This is a genomic window from Blautia sp. DFI.1.216, assembly GCF_020594215.1.
Classification (GTDB): domain Bacteria; phylum Bacillota; class Clostridia; order Lachnospirales; family Lachnospiraceae; genus Blautia_A; species Blautia_A wexlerae.
In genome coordinates this window covers 98,259-115,554 of record NZ_JAJDML010000003.1, presented here as the reverse complement: position 1 = coordinate 115,554, position 17,296 = coordinate 98,259, and the positions used below count along the sequence as shown (strand labels likewise).

Genomic DNA, 17,296 nt, shown 5'->3' with positions numbered 1-17,296 from the left:
CAATACCATGGATTTGCAATTCGTGTCATTTTCTGTCGTTTCGTGACAGAATTATTGAAAAAATTTTTGACTTTTTTATAATGAGGATAACAAATGGGAGTACATCAAATGGAAGAGGAGGGATGTCGTGTATTGTATTGCCATATTAACTGATCAGGAACAGGAAGGACAGAACTGTGCGGAATATATCAGGAATTACTGTACAGAAAAGAAAGTTTTTCCATTGATTGAAATCTATCAGAATCAGGAACAGTTTTTTGGGCGGATACGAAAAACAGTACCGGCAGTGGTGTTTCTTGCATTGCCAGGTGTGTCTGGGCTGAATGCGGCAGAACATCTCCGTTCCCTGTATCCGAAATGTGGGATCATCTGGTGCAGTGATCTTGATTTTTCGCTTCATGCGTTCAGGATGCGGATAGAATATTTTTTTATGAAACCTGTGGAAGAGCAGAAAATAAAAGAAGGACTCTCCATCTGGTTTGAACGCAGAAATGTAATATGACAAAAACACTCAGGAGGAAAACAATTATGAAGAAAAGAGCTTTAATTCTTGCAATGATCGCTTTTATAGCAGCTACAACATCTGAACCGTCAATAAATATGGTACGTGCAGAGGAAACACAGGTAGAAGAAACACAGGTAGAAGAAACACAGACAGAGGAAAATGCAGGTCAGACATCAGAATTGCCTATAAAGACACTTACACCGAAGGTTATGGATGTGAATCCTTATATGGCAGCAAGTGATTCCAATATTCATCATGACTGCTATAATACAGATTCAACAGATGAGGTATTGCCTGTTGATATTTATTCTGAGATCAATGTTTCTTATGAAAAAGTTAATCCTAATGCTTCCCCGGCAGTCTTTTTTGATTCTTACGGACATGCAGTAGTTCCGTTGCTTGGTGGACTGGCAATCCGTGATATTAATGCAGATGAGGCACAGACCTTGGGCTATTTTTCACCAAAACAGCATGACAATGGAAGCTATCTGATACAGAGTTCATATTCTTTTGTAGATGAGAGCAATCGCATTGTGTGTCCGACGAACGATAATCGGGTACTTATGCTTAAGGCTACAGATGAGGAGGGAAATGTACTTCCGGAATTTGAGAAAGTGCTGGATATTGATATTAAAGCGGCAGCAGAGGCTGCACTTGGAAAAACACTGGATCAGAATCTGTTATCTGTAGTTTTTGATTATGAGGGAAATCTCTGGTTTGCAACAGGAGGCTTCCGCATTTATCCTGACAGAAAACAGCAGGGAACCTTTGGATATGTTTCCCGTACAGCTATCGATAAGATCTTGAATGGAGAAGATGTAGATCTGTCAGATGCAGTGTTTGTATATGAACTGGAACCGGGAGAGGGTGCAGAGAATGGTATTGCGGCATCTAAGGAGGGTGCGGTCATTCTGACAAATCTGAAGTGTTATCTGCTCCAGGCGGATAATGGTGTGAAAAAAGTCTGGGAAACTTCCTATAAAAGTGTGGGTGCCAAGGAAAGCAAAGAAGGTGATGAGACGACAGGTGGCGGTCTTGCATGGGGAGGTGGATGTTCCCCGTCTTTGACCAACGATCTGGTTATGTTTACAGATAATCAGGATCCGGTAAATCTTATTGCGGTGGATATGAAAACAGGAGAACAGGTTGCGAGCATGCCTGTTATAGATGAGCTTCCGGAAGGTACACAGGTGTCTGTGGAAAATTCTGCAATTGTATATGATGATGGAGAGGGAACAGTAAGCACGATCGTATGTAACTGGTTTGGTGCAGGAAGTGCGAAGCTGGGAGAAGCAGATAATGATTCCTCAATACAAAGCTATGAGAATATTTATGATGTGGGCTGGCTGAGACAGGGTAATAAAATGATCGCACCGGGTATAGAACGTGTGGATACAGTTAAGACGGAGGACGGATATGAGATGAAGAGTATCTGGTGCAGAAGTGATCTGTCTGACACTTCCATGATGAAGCTGTCCACTGCAACAGGATATATTTACGGATATGTTCAGAATATGGAAACTGGTATGTGGCAGTATATCATGCTTGATTTTGAGACAGGCGAGACTGCATTTACCATGGATATTTCTGACAAACCGGGATACAACAACATGGCTATCGGTATGTATGCGGGAAACAGCGGAAATTCACTCTATTGTCCGACCGGCTATCTGGAACTGCTGAGGCTGCAGGACAGATTCGTTTATCTGCCGGAAATGCCTTATCGTAAGGTTGATCTGGATCAGGCAATACGCAATGTGTTAAGCCAGGAGAAATTTGCGGCAGACGGCGGCCAGGGAGATGTGGAAGGATGGCTGAATACGATCACAATTGAGAACGTACATCCGAATACGACCGTTGCAATACGTATGAAAGGAATCTCCGGGGAAACAGGTTCTCTGAAGCTGTATGCATATGGTACAGATGGTACCTTGAAAGAAGTTCCGGCAGAGAAATGGCATATTCAGACAGAAGATGGTGAAACACCGGATACATTATCCGAAGACGTACTGTATGAGGTACATATGATTGTGGAAGATGGCGGTGATTTTGATCTCAGTGAAACGGAAAAAGAGATTAAGATATCTGCTGTTCTGGGTGCCTGACTGTAAATTGTGAAATAGGATTTGTTGCAGGAAGTATATATGTGAGGAAACGAAACATTTATTTGCCCGGTTTATGAATGATATCTGCAAAACAGAATAGACTAATACTAAAGAAAACAAGAGGTGCTGCTAAACGGCAGTACCTCTTTTCGGTACAGAAATGATTACCGGAGTAAGCAGAATGATCATATTATCCAGGAGGGCAGATTTATGTGGGGATTTATAGTGGCATTGATTTCAGGGGCACTGATGAGCATTCAGGGTGTTTTTAATACGGAGGTGACAAAGCAGACCAGCCTCTGGGTATCAACCGGATGGGTACAGCTGTCGGCTTTTGCAGTCTGCGTTCTTGCCTGGCTTTTTACAGGACGGGAAAGTGTGGCTGCACTCTGGCAGGTGGACAATAAATATACACTTCTTGGCGGAGTGATCGGAGCGTTTATTACCATTACAGTAATCCAGAGTATGGGAGCCCTTGGACCTGCCAGGGCAGCAATGCTGATCGTTATTTCGCAGCTGGCAGTTGCTTATGTAATTGAATTATTTGGATTGTTTGGGGTAGATAAAGAACCATTTGAATGGCGTAAAATCCTTGGATTGCTGATCGCGATTTCCGGAATTGTTATATTTAAGTGGCAAAAATAAGAGTTTACTATTGTAAAATCATTAAGATTTCGTTACAATAAGGGTGGCATTATGGACAGGGGGACTCTTACTCTGAGAAATAAGAGGAGGACCCTTATGATAAAAATAAAAAACAGATGTTGTTATACTGTGACACTGATATTATGTGGAACTTTGTTTCTTACAGGACTGACAGGATGTAAGAGCAGAGAGGCACAGTTTCTGATAGATGGATTGCAGGAAGCAAAGGCAGAGGTGGATGCGGAGTCATCGGAAGAGAAAACATCAGGACAGAAGTCGAAGAAAGATACAGATGAGAAGAAAGCTGATACAGAGGACCGACAGAATGATGGTGGCAATTCTGCAGAGTTCCGGAAAAAACAGGCAGAATCAGATGGTTCAGATGCAGGTAATGGGACAGGAAGTGATTCCGGGAAACATATTTCAGATGCTGATATAGATAATGGGTCAGAAGCAGTTTCTGATAAGGAAATGCAGCAGGCGATGATCTATGTTGATGTCTGCGGAGCAGTTGCGAATCCGGGAGTTTTTCAGCTGGCAGCCGGGAGCCGGGTGTTTCAGGCGATTGAGGCGGCGGGAGGATATCTTCCCGAGGCAGCTCTAACCTGTGTAAACCGTGCAGGAGTTCTGACAGACGGACAGCAGCTTTATATTCTCACACAGGAAGAGATGGAGCGGCAGGGGCGGGATCCTGCAGAGATGTCCGGGGCATCAGATGGACAGATGAATGGAAGTGCCGGGACAGGACAGAACACGGGGATGACCGCTCAGGATAACAGGATCAACATAAATACAGCAGATGAAGCTCAGCTTACTACGCTGACGGGGATCGGTGCAACACGTGCGCAGGCGATCATTGCCTACAGAGAAGAGAACGGGCCATTTGCTGCGATAGAGGATATTATGAATGTACAGGGTATCAAAGAAGGTACTTTCGCAAAGATAAAAGATGAGATAGTAGTAGGATAAGGAGAACCGAATGAGCAGGAAAGTTTTGGTAGTAGATGATGAGAAACTGATCGTAAAAGGAATCCGTTTTAGTCTGGAACAGGATGGTATGGAGGTAGACTGCGCTTATGATGGAGAAGAGGCAGTAGAGAAAGCAAAAGATAAAAAATATGATATTATCCTTCTGGATCTGATGCTGCCGAAGATGGACGGGCTGGAAGTATGCCAGCAGATCCGCGAATTTTCCAATGTGCCGATCGTGATGCTGACAGCTAAGGGCGAGGATATGGATAAGATCCTTGGTCTTGAATATGGTGCGGATGATTATATCACCAAACCGTTCAATATCCTGGAAGTTAAGGCACGTATCAAAGCGATCATGCGCCGTGCGGGAAGCGACCACGAGGAGAAAGAAAAGGCAAAGAGCATTCAGGTGGGCGATCTTCGTATGGACTGTGAAGGCAGACGTGTATTTATTGCAGGTAGAGAGATTAATCTGACAGCAAAGGAATTTGATGTACTGGAGCTTCTGGTATTTAATCCGAATAAGGTTTACAGTCGTGAGAACCTGCTGAACATTGTATGGGGATATGAGTATCCGGGTGATGTACGTACTGTGGATGTACATATCCGCCGTCTCCGTGAGAAGATTGAAACCAATCCAAGTGAACCGAAATATGTACACACCAAATGGGGTGTCGGATATTATTTCCAGGCTCAATAAAAAGAACGTGTGAAACAGACAGACCGCATTTTATGAAACAAAGATCATAAAATGCGGTCTGTTTTTTGTTAGGACTGATTGTGATGCACATCTTGCAGAAAGCCTTTTTCAGACACGCTCTAGAGAAAGAGTGGAAGTTCAGTTTGATTCAGTTTAGTTTGGTTTACATCTGAGATGGTTTAGTATTGAACAAAGTTGATAAAAATCAGACAAACAAAACAAACATCTATAGAGGAAAATGATAAAAAATTAGAAAATTTCTATAAATGCGCTTGTGAAAATGACGAAAAAGGCATATAATTAACGTTACAATATGTAAAGAGTGCAATAAAAAGAGAAAAACAGGTATAAGGAGGGTGCGAAATGCTAGATCAGTCATTTTATCAGAAAGCGGATGAGATCATTGCTTTCTATGGTAAAAAGCCGGCATCACTGATTCCGATCATGCAGGATATCCAGGGGGTGTACAGATATCTCCCGGAAGAATTGCTTACATATGTTGCGGAGCAGATCGGTGTGACAGAAGCGAAAGCGTTCAGTGTTGCCACATTCTATGAGAATTTCTCATTTGATGCGAAAGGTAAATATGTGATCAAGGTCTGTGACGGAACAGCCTGTCATGTAAGAAAATCAATACCGGTTCTGGAGGAACTTTATAAGAAACTGGGGCTGTCAAAGACAAAGAAGACGACAGACGATATGATGTTTACTGTGGAAACAGTTTCCTGTCTTGGTGCCTGCGGACTTGCACCGACTATGATGGTCAATGAAGAGGTATATCCGAGAATGACTCCGGAGAAGGCAGATGAGCTGATTGATAAACTGAGAGGGGGCGAACAGGGATGATCCAGAATAAGGAAGTATTGGAGCAGATCAGAGAAGAAGCTGTGAAAGAACTTAATTCTTATGACTGTCGTATTCTTGTCTGTTCAGGTACCGGATGTGTGGCAACCGGTTCTCAGAAAATCTATGAGAAATTCATGGAGATTGCCAAAGATGCTCCGGGAGTTACCATTGAGTTTGGACCTCATGACAAAGATGCACATGTAGGTGTAAAGAAAACAGGATGTCAGGGTGTCTGTGAGCTTGGACCACTTGTTCGTATCCAGAAAGGCGACGATGTGATCCAGTATACGAAGGTTCAGATCGAAGACTGCCAGGAGATTTTTGAGAAGAGTGTTCAGGGTAATGAGACTATCGAGAGACTGCTTTATCAGAAAGGCGGTAAAGTAAGCCGCGGACCGGAAGATATTCCGTTTATCGCGAAACAGACCCGTATTGTTTTGAAGAACTGTGGTAAGTTTGATGCAGAATCTCTGAATGAGTACATAGCAAGCGGCGGTTTCCAGGCTCTGGAGAAAGCAATGTTTGAGATGGATCCGGATCTGGTTATTGATCAGGTTGATAAATCCGGTATCCGTGGACGTGGTGGCGGCGGCTTCCCGGCAGGTAAGAAATGGATTCAGGTAGCACGCCAGGCTGATCCTGTTCATTATGTGGTTTGTAACGGTGATGAGGGTGACCCGGGAGCATTTATGGATGGTTCCGTAATGGAAGGTGATCCTTACCGTCTGATCGAGGGTATGATGCTTGCAGCTTACGCAGTAAGAGCACAGCATGGTTATATTTATGTACGTGCGGAGTATCCTCAGTCTGTAGCGCGACTGAAACACGCTATCGCAGTTCTGGAAGAAGTGGGACTGTTAGGCGATGACATCCTTGGAACAGGATTTTCCTTCCATATGCATATCAATCGTGGTGCAGGAGCTTTCGTATGTGGCGAGGGTTCTGCCCTGACTGCATCTATCGAAGGAAGCAGAGGCATGCCTCGTGTAAAACCGCCCCGTACAGTTGAACAGGGATTATGGGCGAAACCTACTGTTCTGAATAACGTAGAAACTTATGCAAATATTCCGGAGATCATTCTCAAAGGAGCTGACTGGTACAGAAGTATCGGTACAGAGGGATCACCTGGAACAAAAACCTTCTCACTGACAGGTTCTATTGAGAATACAGGTCTGATCGAGGTCCCGATGGGAACAACCTTAAGAGAAATCATTTTTGATATCGGCGGAGGACTGAAATCCGGTGCTGCGTTTAAGGCTGTTCAGATTGGTGGACCATCCGGTGGATGTCTGACAGAAGAACATCTGGATGTACCTCTTGATTTCGACTCTGTTAAGAAATATGGTGCGATCGTTGGTTCCGGTGGTCTGGTAGTTATGGATGAACATACCTGTATGGTAGAGGTTGCACGTTTCTTTATGGGCTTCACCCAGAGAGAATCCTGCGGTAAATGTGGTCCCTGCCGTATCGGCACCAAGCGTATGCTTGAAATCCTTGAGAGGATCGTAGACGGAAAGGGTGAAGTAGAGGATCTGGATAAACTGGAGCATCTTGGAAACTTCATCAAGGACCGTTCACTCTGCGGACTTGGAAAGAGTGCACCGCTTCCTGTACTTTCCACATTAAGAAACTTCAGAGATGAATATGTAGAGCATATTGTTGATAAAAAGTGCGCGGCTCATGTATGTAAGGCAATGCGTTCTTATGTGATCGATCCTGAGAAATGTAAAGGATGTACCAAGTGTGCGAGAAACTGTCCGGTTGGTGCGATCACAGGCAATAAGAAAGAGCCTCACAGCATTGATACCTCCAAGTGTATTAAGTGCGGAACATGTCTGGAAAATTGTGTATTCGGCGCAATTTCTGTGAATTAAGGAGGGTGAAAAGATGATTCATTTGACAATAGATGGAATTCCTGCAGAAGTGGAAAAAGGTACGACCATTCTGCAGGCTGCCAGACAGATCGGAGTGGAGATTCCTACACTCTGCTATCTGGAAGATGTATTGCCGGATGGTTCCTGTCGTTTGTGCGTGGTAGAAGTAACAAACAATGGAAGAACCAAATTTGATACGGCATGTACACTTCGCTGCTCAGAGGGTGATGAAGTACAGACAATGTCAGAGAAGGTAGTTGCATATCGTAAAGATACCCTTGACCTCCTTCTTTCCGATCATCGTGTACACTGCTTCTCCTGTGAGGCAAACGGTGACTGTAAATTACAGGACTACTGTTTTGAATATGGTGTGACTGAGACAAGCTATCCCGGTGAAATGAAGGATATGCCGATAGATGATACCAATAAATTCTTTACCTATGATCCAAGCCTGTGTATTCTCTGCCATCGCTGCGTGAATACATGTAAGGAGATTGTGGGAAGAGGTGCCATCGACACTATGAATCGTGGTTTCCAGTCAGTGATCGGTGCACATTACAAACATAAATGGAACGAAGGTATCTGTGAATCCTGCGGTAACTGTGTACAGGCCTGTCCGACAGGTGCACTGACCATGAAGCGCAGAAAGAAATACCGTCCGTACCAGATTGACAAGAAGGTTCTGACTACCTGTCCTCACTGTGCAACAGGCTGCCAGTATTATCTCCTTGTAAAAGACGGAAAGATCGTAGATACAGAAGCTGTAAACGGACCGTCCAACAAAGGGCTGCTCTGTGTTAAGGGACGCAGCGGATGTTTCGATTTCGTACAGTCACCGGAGCGTATTAAATATCCGCTGATCAAGAATAAAGAGACAGGTGAATTCGAACGTGCAACATGGGATGAGGCGCTGGATCTTGTTGCTTCCAAATTTATGGAGATCAAGAAACAGTACGGCTCTGATTCTCTTGCAGGCTTTGCATGTTCCAGATCACCCAATGAAGATATTTACATGGTACAGAAGATGGTTCGCTGCTGCTTCGGCACCAACAATACAGATAACTGTGCACGTGTATGTCATTCCGCATCTGTAGCAGGTCTTGCGATGACTCTTGGCTCAGGTGCCATGACAAACCCAATTGAGGATATCACAAAGAATGCAGATCTGATCATGCTGGTTGGTTCCAACCCTGAGGAAGCACATCCTGTAGTCGGCATGCAGATCCGTCAGGCCATCAAGAGAGGCTGCAAGCTGATCGTAGTTGATCCTCGTGATATCGGTCTGGCTAAGAAAGCAGATATCCATCTGAAACTGAAACCTGGTACAAATGTTGCTTTTGCAAACGGCATCATGAATGTGATCCTTTCTGAAGGTCTTCAGGATGACAAGTTCATTGCAGAGCGTACCGAAGGTTTTGAAGAATTAAAGGAAATCGTAAAAGATTACACACCTGAGAAGGTAGCTGAAATCTGCCACATTGACGCAGACGATCTGAGAAAAGCAGCGATCATGTATGCAAAAGCTGACCGCGCTCCAATCATCTACTGTCTTGGTGTAACCGAACATTCCACAGGTACAGAGGGCGTTATGTCCATGTCCAATATGGCAATGATGGTTGGTAAGCTTGGACGTGAAGGCTGTGGTGTTAACCCGCTTCGTGGACAGAATAACGTACAGGGTGCCTGCGATATGGGCGCTCAGCCGAATGTATATCCAGGATATCAGAAGGTTACTGATCCTGCAGTTCGTGAGAAATTTGAGAAAGCATGGGGTGTAAAACTTGATCCGAATATAGGAACTCATGCAACTGATGTATTCCCGAAAGCAATCACAGGCGAGATCAAAGGTCTGTATATCTATGGTGAGGACCCGGTAGTTACTGATCCGGATACCACACACATTATCAAAGCATTAAAGAGTCTTGATTTCTTTGTACTTCAGGAACTTTTCATGACAGAGACAGCTCAGTATGCAGATGTTATCCTTCCTGGTGTAAGCTATGCAGAGAAAGAGGGTACATTTACCAATACAGAGCGCCGCGTACAGAGAGTCCGCAAGGCTGTCACAGTACCTGGAGAGATGAGACTGGATACAGATATTATTATTGATCTGATGAACCGCATGGGATATCCGCAGCCACATCTGACTTCTGCTCAGATCATGGATGAGATCGCATCCCTGACACCGAGCTTCGCAGGTATCAGCCATGAACGTCTTGACAGTGAAGAAGTTCATGGACAGGGACTTCAGTGGCCATGTACCTCCAAGGATCATCCGGGAACACCGATCATGCATGTTGGTAAATTCTCCCGCGGTCTTGGCTGGTTCTATCCTGCAAAATATGTACCGTCAGCAGAGCTTCCGGATGAGGAATATCCAATCATCCTCATGACAGGACGTATTCTGTATCATTACACAACAAGAGCCATGACAGGAAAGACACCTGAGCTTATGGAGATCGAAGGTAAGTCATTTATCGAAATGAACATCGTAGATGCCGATAAGCTGGGTATCAAAAACGGTGATAAAGTCAGAGTTTCTTCCAGACGAGGATCCATTGAATCTACCGCTCGTGTAGGTACAAAGACCTCACCGGGTGAGAGCTGGATGCCATTCCACTTCCCGGATGGAAATGCAAACTGGCTGACCAACGCCGCACTTGACAAATACGCAAGAATTCCTGAATATAAGGTATGCGCAATTAAGATTGAGAAAGCATAAAACAATATCGGAGACAAAGTTCCGGATCTGATATCGTAAATATTATATGGGGCTGTCGCACATGGATCTGCTGTCCTTGCGGCAGCTCCATATTCCTTTATGGAAAGGCAAAAATAATCATTCGGCAGTACATCATTCTGTGAAAGTACGGAACGGTTACAGATAATTTTTTGTGAAAAATATAGTGTTACATAATAAGGAGTACGAGGCATGCAGAGATTTCAGTCAATCCTTCAGTTTAAAAAAGTCAGTTGTAAAAATTGTTACAAATGTGTCCGGAACTGCCCGGTCAAGGCGATACGTGTTCATGATCATCAGGCAAGGATCATAGAAAGTCAGTGTATTTACTGTGAGAAGTGTATCCTTGTCTGCCCGCAGGATGCCAAGGAAGAGCAGAATATGATTCCTGCAATCTGTAATGCAATGGAGAATAAGACGCAGGTTATAGCCTCTCTTCATCCGGCATATCTGGCACGTTTTGGGGTAACCGGTATCAATGGAATAAGGGAAGCGATGAAGAAGCTGGGATTTGCAGATGCAGCGGATGCAGCAGAAGGTGCAAGCCTGATGATTTCGCAGTACAGAGCACTTTTTGCGGAACAGAAAGAGCCGGGAATAATGATCTCTTCTGCTTGCCCTGTAATCGTACAGCTTGTCAAGAAACACTATCCGCATCTTCTGGGAAATCTGGTACAGTCTGCCTCTATGATGCAGTTTCATGCCAGTTATCTGAAAAAAAAATATCCGAAGGCAGAGATTGTCTATGTAAGTCCCTGTATTTCAGCTATGTCAGAGTTGAGAGACTCAGGAAATGAAGTGGATTATGTGATTACATTGGAAGAGCTGGTGCAATGGATGAAAAAAGAAGGGATTTCCATAACTGAGAAAGAACCTGAGCAGATTGCCTACCGTTCCAGAGAAATCGCCATTGCGGACGGTTTAACAGACCTGCTTGGGGCTGTAAAGGGAATCCGCAGGCTTTCTGTAAGTGGGATGGAGCAGTGCAGGGAGGTTCTGGAAGAACTTCATCCGGAGGATTTTGAAAATTGCTTTCTTGAGATGTATGCATGCAGCGGCGGCTGTGTGGCAGGTCCTTCTTTCCAGATGAAGAAGGGACATTATCTGGCAGATGTTCTGGCAGTGAAGAATGCAGCCTTTGGAAAAGATTTTCACAGAGAGCAGGGAGACTATGAACTTCCGGGATTTGAGCTGAGAAAGAATTTCGGTTACTGTTCTGCACAGGAACAGGAAGAGGTCTCAGAGGAAGAAATCAGGGATGCTCTGGCGGAAATGGGAAAATTTTCTCCAAAGGATGAATTAAACTGCGGTGCCTGCGGGTACAACACATGCAGGGAAAAGGCAATTGCCATTATCCAGAATAAAGCTGAGGTTGCCATGTGCATTCCATATATGCGGGCAAAACAGGAAAGTTACTCCAATAAAGTCTTTAATGCCATGCCCGGACTTCTGGTAACTGTGGATTATAATCTGAAGATCATTCAGATGAATGAGGCGGCGTCCAAATTGTTCAATATGCCGAAAAAGCGGCGCCTGATCGGGAAACCGGTATCGGAGATCATGGATGATTACAGTCTGGCGAGTATACTGGCTTTTGAACGGAATCTGATGCAGGATGAGATTTATCTGGAGGATCAGAAATGTTATCTGGATCGCGTAATGACGAATGATAAAGAAAATAAAATGATTCTCTGCATTATGAAGGATATTACAAAGGAGCGGAAGCATAAAGATCAGATTCATAATGCCCAGATTGAAGCTGCGCGTATGGCAGATAAGCTGGTAGAAGAACAGCTGAAGATCGTGCAGCAGATCGCCGGACTTCTTGGAGAAACTGCTGCAGACACCAAAGTGGCAGTAGAAAAACTGAAAAATACCATACTTCTGGAGAGTGAAGAAGAGAATGAAAAGAAATAAGCATCATGGACTGAATGTGGAATTTGACGGCTTATGCATGGATTTTGGTCATGTGAGCCTGAATAAAAAGAAAGAATTTCTCTGTGGGGACTGCTATAAGATTGAAGAAAATGATGAAGACCATGTTCTGGTGCTTTCTGACGGACTTGGGAGCGGAGTAAAGGCGAATATCCTTTCCACGCTGACTGCAACCATGCTCAGTACCATGATCATTAATCAGGTGGAACTGGATGAGGCAGTGCGTGCAGTGGCGAAAACGCTTCCTGTGTGCAGTGTGAGAAATCTGGCATATGCCACTTTTACAGTGTTGAATTTTCAGGGGAAACAGGTAAGTCTTTATCAGTTTGATAATCCGGATGCAATTCTGATCCGGGATGGCAGACTCTTTGATTATCCGGTGGAGACAAGTATGATCGAAGAGAAGGAAATCCATAAAAGCTGTTTTGAACTGAAAGATGAGGATATGCTGATCGTTATGTCCGACGGTGTCACCAATGCAGGAATGGGAAAAACTACCAACGGCGGCTGGGGAAGAGATGATGTAATGGCTTTCTGCAGGGCAAAGTACCATAAAGGGATGAGCGCACAGGAGATGGCAGGCTATCTGGCAGAGGCCAGCCTGGATCTGAATCTGAATGAAACGGATGATGATATTACAGCCATTGTCCTGCGGATGCGGCATAAACAGGTGGTAAACCTTATGATTGGCCCGCCAAGTAAGGAGGAGCATGATGAGCGATATCTGAAGTCCTTTTTCGATTCAGAGGGATATCATGTAATCTGCGGCGGAACTACTGCACAGTGTGCTGCCAGGTATCTGGATAAAGAGCTGATCTCTCTTAGTGAAACTGCCTGCGGAGACGTTCCTGCCTATTATAAGCTGGAAGGTACAGAGCTGGTGACAGAGGGATTTCTTACGATTGAGCATTTGCTTGAATATTGTGAAGAATGGATGGAGGACAGGCTGTCCTTTAACAGGGTGAAACGAAAAAAAGATGCGGCAGCATTGCTTGGTGTGATGCTGTTTGAGCAGGCAACGGATATTAATTTCTACTTCGGCGGTGCTATCAATAAGAGTAACGTGGAACTGGGAATCACAGAGAAAAGGAAAGAGCAGGCAGCAGAAGAACTTGTGGAGCATCTGCAGAATGCAGGAAAGAATGTGAATATTGCATTCTGGGCAATCTGAGAAAGCAGGAAAAACAGCAGTACGTGGTTTTATAAAGAGACATCAGGGTTACTGTTCACTGGTAATATCCCGCGAGGTGTTTTTTGTGAGCGAAGGTCACAGAAAACCCGAGACATACCGCGCGAATTTATGCGATTAGCATAAATTCTGTGCATCGCGAAGCGTGTTGCTGTGAACGGAGTGAACAGTAACACATCAGGAAGGATGAGGCAGAAAATGGCGAAGATATTATGTGTATGCATCAGTAAGGAACGCAAGACCTGCTCGCAGAACATTCATGAATGCGAAGCTGATCTGCAGGGACTTGTGGGAGATGTGCATTATGGAATGGGCGGAAGAAAGCAGGTCAGTCTTCTTCCTTATGAGAAAGTAAAAGAATATTTTGAACATTCAGGAGAAGATTTCAGATATGGCCGGTTTGGAGAAAATCTCCTTGTGGAAGGGATTGACTGGAACAGTATTGCGGAGGGGAACAGATTTCGTTGTGGAGATGTACTTCTGGAAGCAGTCAGGATCGGTGCGGGCGGTCCTGCATCAGATGCTTATAAGGGAGAAAAGGTATGCACGCCCATGGAACCCTGGTTTGTATTCTGTCAGATTCTGGAGGCAGGGAGGCTGAGAGAAGGAGAAATCATTCTCCAACAGAGATGAAAAATATGTAATTCTTCAGCAGTGGGCTGAATATTATGATGTTATAGCAATTTCCAAAATACTGAAGACAATCTGATTTATATTAATGGAGTGCCTTAGTGATATTATTCTCTGAAATTGCTATAGAGTTCAAAGGGTAAAACTATAGCAATCCTCGTAAATAATGCATTTAAGACAGTTCAGCAGAGTGCGAAAGACAAGGAAGATATCTGCAGGCGTGCTGACGCACGGCAAAGATATCTGACGCAGGATTTCACACTCTGATGGGCTGGATTAAGATGCATTATTTCAGAGGATTGCTATAATATATCCGTCAATTGACCCGGTGGTTATAAAGGTATTGAAAAGACTATAAAAAATGTAATATACAAGAGGAGGAATTAGTGCGTGGAGGGAATCAGTGTAGAACAGGCAGTGGAACAGATTCTGCAGCATACGCCTGTAATAAACGAGACAGAAGAAACAGAACTGAATAAAGCAGGGGGAAGAGTCCTGGCGCAGGATATGGTGGCAGAGTTTGACAATCCTCCTTTTGACCGCTCTCCGGTAGATGGCTATGCGTGTAAGGCAGAGGACCTTGCAGGTGCCGCTAAAGAGCATCCGGTGAGGCTGAAAGTCATGGAAGAGATTGATGCAGGACAGTATTCGGAAAGAGAAATCCAGCAGGGACAGGCAGTGCGCATTATGACAGGTGCTGCAATACCCAATGGCTGCAATTGCTGTATTTATCAGGAGGATACCGATTATGGCGAAGATACGGTAGAAGTTTACAGCGAGCAGAAGCGATGGAGTAATTATTGCTTCGCAGGAGAGGATTTTAAAAAGGGAACTACACTTCTGAAGAAAGGGTCACATATCGGATATGTGGAGGCAGCAATTCTGGCCGGAATGGGAGTGGCGAAAGTGCCGGTTTACCGTCAGCCGAGAATCGTGCTTCTGACTACAGGAGATGAGGTGGTAGAACCGGGAATTCCATTGCCGGAAGGAAAAATTTACAACAGCAATATGACAATGCTGTCTGCCAGACTGCGTGAACTGGGAATCGAATCTTTCCATATGGAAGCAGTCAAAGATGATCCGACGGTTATGTCTGAGAAATTAAAAGAAGCAGCAAAAGCGGCAGATATGATCATCACTACGGGAGGTGTATCTGTAGGCAAGAAGGACATTATGCATGAGTCCCTGAGACTGATGGGGGCAGAGCGGATTTTCTGGAGGGTAAAGATGAAACCAGGAATGCCTACACTGTTTTCTGCATATAAAAAAACTTCCGATATAACTGCAACAGATCATTGCGCTTCAGAAAGAGAGATTCCGATCATCAGTCTCTCCGGAAATCCTTTTGGTGTTGCAGTCAGCATAGAACTTTTGATTCGTCCTGCATTGGAAAAAATGATGCAGGATCCATCAATCGGTCTGAAAGAAGTAAATGGCATTATGGCTGATAACTTTGAAAAAGGAATCAAGGGCCGCCGCTTTATCCGGGCATATCTGGAAAATGGAAAATTTCATCTTCCCAATGGTCTTCACTCTAACGGAGTCCTCAGTTCCATGGCCGGCTGCAATTGCCTGATTGATACAAAAACCATGGAAAATCAGGAAAGCAGAAGCCTGAACGCAGGGGATAAAGTGGGCGCGATTTTGCTTTGAGAGGAGCAGCAAACAGGTGGAAAGAAAAAGAATATTTGCAATCAGCGGTGTAAAGAATTCAGGGAAAACAACTCTGATCTGCAGGCTTTTGGAGATTTTTAAAGACAAGGGCCTTAAAGTGGCGGTGCTGAAGCATGACGGACATGATTTCGTGCCGGACGTACCGGGAACGGATACATACTGTCAGCTTCAGTCCGGAGCCTACGGCACAGCAGTTTTTTCAGCAGGCAAATATATGCTGGTAAAACAGCAGCCGCAGATTTCCGAAAAAGAGCTGGCAGAATTTTTTCCGGAGGCAGATCTGATCTTACTGGAAGGATTTAAATACAGTACTTATCCGAAAATTGAAATTATCCGTAAGGGAAATTCGGCAGAAAGTGTCTGCAATCCGGAAAAACTGATGGCGATCGCCACAAACCTGGATGCAGAGGAAAGAGATGCACTGTCTGTACTGGAAAATGTTCCATTCTTTGAACTGGACAATGCAGAGTGTATTGCAGAATTTATTCTGTCGGATTATTTCCGGTAAAGAGTTTCATACGGTCACGTCGCGCGGCACAGATAAGGGTAAGGTGGTATTCTTTGGCCATGGCGACTGCCTCGGCGGAAGGGGATGCCTTGCTTGCCAGAACCGGTATTCCGGCGCGGATTGCCTTGATCGCCATATCTGTAGGGATACGTCCACTGGAATAAACCACGCATTTCTTCAGGTCAATATTATGGCGCAGGGCATAACCGATGGCCTTATCCAGAGCATTATGACGTCCGATATCTTCGCACTGAAAGAGCAGTTCTCCGTCACAGGCAAGAAAACAGCTGTGAGTTGCCCAGGTCTGGCTGTGAAGCGGGGTACCATTGGCGAAACAGTCTGCAAGATCAAAGATCCACTGTTTTTTCCATGGGACAGGTGTAACTGGCGTCATTGGCTGATCTGTGATAAAATAATCATTAAGAACACGATTTCCGGTGCAGCAGGTCGGAGTAAGAGCAACATAATCTTCATTTTCCTCATGAGACTGCCCGGATTTATTTTTACTCAGGATCACGCGGGCACGTTTGCCGAATTCACAGATGTAGATCTGCTCCACATCCTCGGCAGATGAGATGATACCTTCCGTAAAGAGGCGGCCGAGAACCAGTTCTGTCAGATGTTGTGGGATACAGACCAGTTTCATGGTCAGGCGTTCATTTACATATACATCCATCATGTGTTCCACAAGGATTGGTTCTGTTTCTTCATGAGTTTCCCCGTCACGACCCAGAAACTCATAGGTAACATTCTCGAGCAGATTCAGGTTGTGGTATTGTTCGTTGATTTTCATAGGACAGTTCCTTTCGTCCGGTAAGGATTTTAATAATCTTGATACATTAAGTATAGACTGCGGAGTATGGAGTGTCAAACGATTATGAGAGAAAATATTGCCTGTGATTTTGACGGCGAATAACAGAAGAAAAGGTTACAAAGGTTGCGGTTCACCCGTATCCGGTAACAGGAAAATCAA

General features: G+C 44.5%; 15 protein-coding genes. 14 read left to right on the top strand and 1 reads right to left on the bottom strand.

Annotated elements, in window-relative coordinates; translation table 11 throughout:
- Positions 1–127: 127 nt before the first annotated feature.
- From LJE11_RS02200 to mobB, 14 genes are all read left to right on the top strand, one after another.
- Positions 128–502 carry a response regulator gene (locus tag LJE11_RS02200; RefSeq protein ID WP_008706201.1) on the top strand — a complete coding sequence of 125 codons (375 nt, stop codon included), beginning with the start codon at positions 128–130 and terminating at the stop codon, positions 500–502.
- Positions 503–528: 26 nt separating this feature from the next.
- The gene (locus LJE11_RS02195) at positions 529–2,610 is read left to right on the top strand and encodes a hypothetical protein (RefSeq protein ID WP_227295441.1); all 2,082 of its coding nucleotides are present in this window, start codon (positions 529–531) and stop codon (positions 2,608–2,610) included.
- A gap of 210 nt (positions 2,611–2,820) precedes the next feature.
- On the top strand, positions 2,821–3,255 hold the full coding sequence (locus LJE11_RS02190; RefSeq protein ID WP_055152683.1) for a DMT family transporter: 435 nt from the start codon (positions 2,821–2,823) through the stop codon (positions 3,253–3,255).
- Between the two features lie 96 nt (positions 3,256–3,351).
- Positions 3,352–4,224: a helix-hairpin-helix domain-containing protein gene (locus tag LJE11_RS02185; protein ID WP_227295439.1), complete on the top strand. Its 873-nt coding sequence runs from the start codon at positions 3,352–3,354 to the stop codon at positions 4,222–4,224.
- A gap of 10 nt (positions 4,225–4,234) precedes the next feature.
- The gene (locus LJE11_RS02180; RefSeq protein ID WP_025578647.1) at positions 4,235–4,927 is read left to right on the top strand and encodes a response regulator transcription factor; all 693 of its coding nucleotides are present in this window, start codon (positions 4,235–4,237) and stop codon (positions 4,925–4,927) included.
- A gap of 43 nt (positions 4,928–4,970) precedes the next feature.
- Positions 4,971–5,084, top strand: coding sequence for a DUF6783 domain-containing protein (locus LJE11_RS20730; RefSeq protein WP_442860879.1), 114 nt, complete (start codon positions 4,971–4,973; stop codon positions 5,082–5,084).
- 206 nt (positions 5,085–5,290) lie between these two features.
- Positions 5,291–5,773, top strand: a complete 483-nt coding sequence (locus LJE11_RS02175; RefSeq protein ID WP_008706192.1) for a complex I 24 kDa subunit family protein — start codon at positions 5,291–5,293, stop codon at positions 5,771–5,773.
- Positions 5,770–7,647, top strand: a complete 1,878-nt coding sequence (locus LJE11_RS02170; protein ID WP_022380635.1) for an NADH-quinone oxidoreductase subunit NuoF — start codon at positions 5,770–5,772, stop codon at positions 7,645–7,647. The genes LJE11_RS02175 and LJE11_RS02170 overlap by 4 nt, the downstream gene beginning before the upstream one ends.
- Positions 7,648–7,660: 13 nt before the next feature.
- On the top strand, positions 7,661–10,369 hold the full coding sequence (fdhF, locus tag LJE11_RS02165; RefSeq protein ID WP_195982116.1) for a formate dehydrogenase subunit alpha: 2,709 nt from the start codon (positions 7,661–7,663) through the stop codon (positions 10,367–10,369).
- Positions 10,370–10,579: 210 nt separating this feature from the next.
- Positions 10,580–12,304 (top strand): [Fe-Fe] hydrogenase large subunit C-terminal domain-containing protein, encoded by a 1,725-nt coding sequence (locus LJE11_RS02160; RefSeq protein ID WP_008706189.1) that lies wholly within the window; start codon positions 10,580–10,582, stop codon positions 12,302–12,304.
- Positions 12,291–13,493, top strand: coding sequence for a PP2C family protein-serine/threonine phosphatase (locus LJE11_RS02155; RefSeq protein ID WP_179985614.1), 1,203 nt, complete (start codon positions 12,291–12,293; stop codon positions 13,491–13,493). The genes LJE11_RS02160 and LJE11_RS02155 overlap by 14 nt, the downstream gene beginning before the upstream one ends.
- 216 nt (positions 13,494–13,709) lie before the next feature.
- The gene (locus LJE11_RS02150) at positions 13,710–14,144 is read left to right on the top strand and encodes an MOSC domain-containing protein (RefSeq protein WP_128866312.1); all 435 of its coding nucleotides are present in this window, start codon (positions 13,710–13,712) and stop codon (positions 14,142–14,144) included.
- 387 nt (positions 14,145–14,531) lie between these two features.
- On the top strand, positions 14,532–15,794 hold the full coding sequence (locus LJE11_RS20030; protein WP_227295428.1) for a molybdopterin molybdotransferase MoeA: 1,263 nt from the start codon (positions 14,532–14,534) through the stop codon (positions 15,792–15,794).
- A 16-nt stretch (positions 15,795–15,810) separates the two neighbouring features.
- Positions 15,811–16,323, top strand: coding sequence for a molybdopterin-guanine dinucleotide biosynthesis protein B (mobB, locus tag LJE11_RS02140; RefSeq protein ID WP_008706182.1), 513 nt, complete (start codon positions 15,811–15,813; stop codon positions 16,321–16,323).
- Here mobB and fdhD read toward each other — a convergent pair.
- On the bottom strand, positions 16,298–17,116 hold the full coding sequence (fdhD, locus tag LJE11_RS02135) for a formate dehydrogenase accessory sulfurtransferase FdhD (RefSeq protein ID WP_070102660.1): 819 nt from the start codon (positions 17,114–17,116) through the stop codon (positions 16,298–16,300). The two genes, mobB and fdhD, sit on opposite strands and share 26 nt — an antisense overlap.
- Between the last annotated feature and the right edge of the window lie 180 nt (positions 17,117–17,296).